Consider the following 3598-nt stretch of genomic DNA (forward strand, 5'->3'; position numbering starts at 1 on the left):
GCGCAATATGTTGGCTATGTTCAAGTCGACGACAGCGGAACAATGGTCGACGATCCGACCAAGCTGCGCTTCGAGTACACCGTCCAGCAAGACGACATCAACACCCGTGAGCTCAAGGTCACAGGCCTCGCAGAACGAGGAGTCAAAATTACAGACCAAGCCGGAAATGAGGCATTGGTCTCTTTGACGGGTCTTGAGCGTTCTGTGGGAGCGGTTGTGGATACGGTTACTCCGTCGCTTCTTTCTGTTTTGGATGATCAGCCGAGTGTTCACAGCTCGACCTCTGATGTGATTGAGGTTCGTTTTGTGTTTGATGAGCCGATGTCTTCAAGCTCTCTGACGGAGGCGGGCATTATTTTGCGCGATGCGTCTGGTGCAGTTTATGGCGCTCCTAATGGTCGTCTTTTGGATGCGCCGACAGCGTCGCATGCGCATGAAGTCGTTCCTGGGTCTTTGCGTCAGACCTCTGACAGAGAGTTTGCTGTTGATGTTCGGGTTGCGGATCTTGTGCAGGGCGACCTTGAGGTAGTTGTAGTTGCTGATGGCTCCGTGCGGGATCTTGCTGGCAATGGCTTGGTTGAAGATATTGTTCATGTTCAGCCTATTGATACGTTAACGACGAGTTTTGTGATTACGCCTGTTGCGGGTCCTTTTGTGGGGTCTGATGCGCGTGTAAGGCTTTACCGTTCGGATGGTATTGAGTTGACGGCGGGTGAAGATTACCGCGTAGATTATGATGCTGAGACCCAGGATGGCCGTGTGCAGGTTACTTTGCTCAATGGCTATCGTGGCCCGATGCTCATTGAAGTTGAGGACACGTCTTCTGATGGCTTGGATTATCAAGACGAGTTGACCAAGCAACAAGTTAGTCTTGATACAAAGTTGCGCACCATGGTTGTGGTGGACACACCGGCGCCAGAGCTTGCCCCGATTGAGTTGGTGGTCTCTCCTTTGACGGAATTGGCGGTGCGTCATGCTGGGATTGCTGTAGATTCCGTTCCGACGGATCTGTCGGTTGAAAAGGTGTCTTATAACGCTCTCGTGGCGGATTTGTTTGGTCTTTCGGGTGTGGATATTACTCGCACGCCGGTGACTACGACTTTTGATGCCGATTTTGATGAGGCCGACGGTTTGGATGCCAGCGAGGCCTACGGCAAGGTGTTGGCCACTTTGTCTGTGAAGGACACGGAGACGGGTTCGGTTCGCAACACCATTGAAGGCTTAGTGGGGTCTATTACTGAAGAGACCGATACTGATAGCGGTGCGGTGAGCTTGCGCTTTAGCGCTGAGGCTGCAGAAGATATTGAACAGGCCACTAATGTGGTGGACCTGATGCAGGATACCCAAGACGAGACGCTAGGGGCTGATGCCTTGGCGGTTGCCAATGCCCTCCGGGCGGTGATCCGTACCGCGGCCGGCGAGGAGCCCTTTGCGACCCAGGACGAGTTGATATTGTTGGGTGTTCAGGGTGTTGATGAGAATACGATTGGCCTGGCGACGCGTTTGTTAAGGCAGACGGCTGATGATGGTTCGGAAGTTGACAGTTTAGAGAAGATTGATGCGCTTTTGTCGGAGGCGTTAGTGGCGCTGTCGACGATAGCTTCAGCAGCCCAGACGAATACGGCATCTACTGCTGTGACCCATGCGCATTACAGTGCGCTTGGTTATGCAGATCTAGATCCAGCCTTTGAGGCTGCACTGGCGACAGTTTTGGATCGCCCTCGTGTGCTAGCTGCGTCAGTAAACTCAGTTACTGAGATTGAGGCGCTGATCGGGACCTATCAAAATCTGTTTGCCTATGTGGTGGATCCTGAGCGTGCCGAGCGCGTACCGAGTGCTGAGGATTACACCCAGCTGGGTATCGAGGATATCGACAGCATCGATGGAGATGCTTTGGTTGCGATACTCAATGACGCCTTAAGTACCGACCGTACTCTCACTGGTCTGGTCACGGATGCAGCGCAACTGCAAGGGCTGGTGGATGACTTTAATGCGTCCATGAGCTCGATCCGACTTTACAGCGAAGATCCGGTTGCGCATGCGGCTCATTTGCCAACTTTTGAGCTCTATCAGAAGCTTCGTTTGAACGGCATCACAGAAGATTTGGTCGATAGTATCAACTCGGTTTTGGCTGATACGGATGTGGTGATCTCGGCCAATGATGTACGCAACGAGACCCAGGCGTTGGTTGATGCGTACACCAATCTGTTAGATTTTGCGGCAGCGCATGCAAATGCCGTGGCCCCGACCTCTGAAGATTATGTCCTGCTGGGTGTGGTGCAGTTAACTGATAGCCGCGCTGTCGACTTTGCGACATCGCTGTTGCCCACCCAGTCGCCTGAACAGATTAATCGCGTCGACACGTTATCGGCCTTAGCTGATGCCATCAATGTGCTGTTGTACACTGCAGATATAACCGATGCGGGTACAGCTGCCAGTGACGCTTTGGCGATTACGGTTGAGCAGTTGGGTTTGTTGGGCCAGAGCGTGACCGACGCCCAGTTGGCTACGGTGCGGGCGTTTATTGCCAGCAAGGCCGACACCGATGTGGCGGACATTGGGCTATTGAACGGTTTGGTTCATGCGGTGGTTACTGCAGCTGAGCGTGTGAAGGCGTACTCGGAAGATCCAACAGCAGCATTGGATACGGATAACGGCGGCTTGGGTGCGCCGGAAGCTCTTGATTACGAGGTGGTGCTTGCGGGCACGGGTGTGAGCGTGGCGGCAGTTGCTGCCATGAATGAGATCCTTGCTGATCCTGATGTGACAGTTGGGGTAACGGATCTTCAGTCAGAGTTGTTAGAGCTGACCGAGATTTACAATACTTTGGTTGAGATGGCCGATGCGGGCTTTGAGAACGGCGTCGATACGCTGTCTCTGAGTGATTATCAGGCGTTAGGTCTCAACGGTTTGGAAACACTACTGGATCCGGATCTGTCGGTAGGCTTTTTGAACACAGTGATGGATGTTCAGGGCTTTGCGCGCATTGATGAAGCTGCAGAGTTGCAGGCTTTTGCCGATGCGGTGATTGCATTGCGTGATACGGTCGCCGACGGCGTGGCGGCGGTGCCGGGGATAACGGTTCCGCAACTACAGTTACTGGGGATTGCCGATGCAAGCGATGCAAACCTAACCGCCTTGCAAACCGTGATCGCGCGCGATGCGGTGGAAGATTATAACAATATTGCAGCGCTGGCAGATTTACAGTCAGTAACCTCGGCGGTTGTGACGGCGCTCAACATTTTGAGCGGTCACAGCACGTTAGATGCCGATGCAGCCAATAATCCTAATGAGGCTGTTTATGCCCAGGCGGGTGTTGAGGGTGTGACAGAAGACAACCTGTTGGCGGTGAATGCTCAGCTGCGCTTGGTTGCACTGGCGGATGGCAAAGACTCCCTAGAGGAGTTAAGTGCTCTGGTCACGGCGGGTAATGATGCTTTGGCCTATGTGCGCGATGTGGTGTCATCCCTGACGGTGGCCCCGGCGACTTTGGCTCAGGGCGAGAGCGGTCTGACAATGACCGATCAGCTTGCGGCATATACCGCAGCGGGCATTACCGGTGTGACAGCCGACAATCTGCTGGCGGTTAATGCCCAGA

Annotated in this window: 1 protein-coding gene; it reads left to right on the top strand. The window is 53.8% G+C overall.

What is annotated here, in order from left to right; all coding sequences use genetic code 11:
• Positions 1-3598, top strand: a 3598-nt coding sequence (locus AAC620_RS12300; protein WP_340245397.1) for a hypothetical protein, incomplete at both ends; no start/stop codon positions are given.

Source organism: Roseobacter sp. HKCCA2468, assembly GCF_037805105.1.
Classification (GTDB): domain Bacteria; phylum Pseudomonadota; class Alphaproteobacteria; order Rhodobacterales; family Rhodobacteraceae; genus M30B80.